Origin of the sequence: Actinomycetospora termitidis (genome assembly GCF_030286555.1) — a bacterium.
GTDB lineage: Bacteria > Actinomycetota > Actinomycetes > Mycobacteriales > Pseudonocardiaceae > Actinomycetospora > Actinomycetospora termitidis.
In genome coordinates this window covers 1-328 of sequence record NZ_JASVWF010000029.1, presented here as the reverse complement: position 1 = coordinate 328, position 328 = coordinate 1, and the positions used below count along the sequence as shown (strand labels likewise).

1 protein-coding gene is annotated in these 328 nt (G+C 74.4%); it reads left to right on the top strand.

What is annotated here, in order from left to right:
- On the top strand, window positions 1–328 hold a 328-nt coding region (locus QRT03_RS32045; protein ID WP_286057232.1), incomplete at both ends, for a hypothetical protein.

Sequence of the window (328 nt, the reverse complement as noted above, 5' to 3'; positions counted from 1 at the left end):
GACACCAACGCTGGCGGATCGCCCTCTACGACCACCTCGGCCGACTCGAGTACGTCCTCTCGGTCCGACCCCCGGCCGCCGGGCCACCCCCGGTCGGCGGGCGCCGCCACGCCCAGATCATCGAGATCACCGCCCACACCCGAGACCTCGACCTCCTCACCACCGCCTTCGGCAACGACCAACTACCGTTCACCGACCTCAGCCCGCTCGGTCCCCTCCCGCAGCACCTGCCGACCGTGCCTGGCGACGCGCTCGGGTTCCTGCGCCGCGCCGCCCGCGCCCTCGCCCGCGAACGCGCCCGCCCACCCGAAGAGCACCCCGCCGTGAG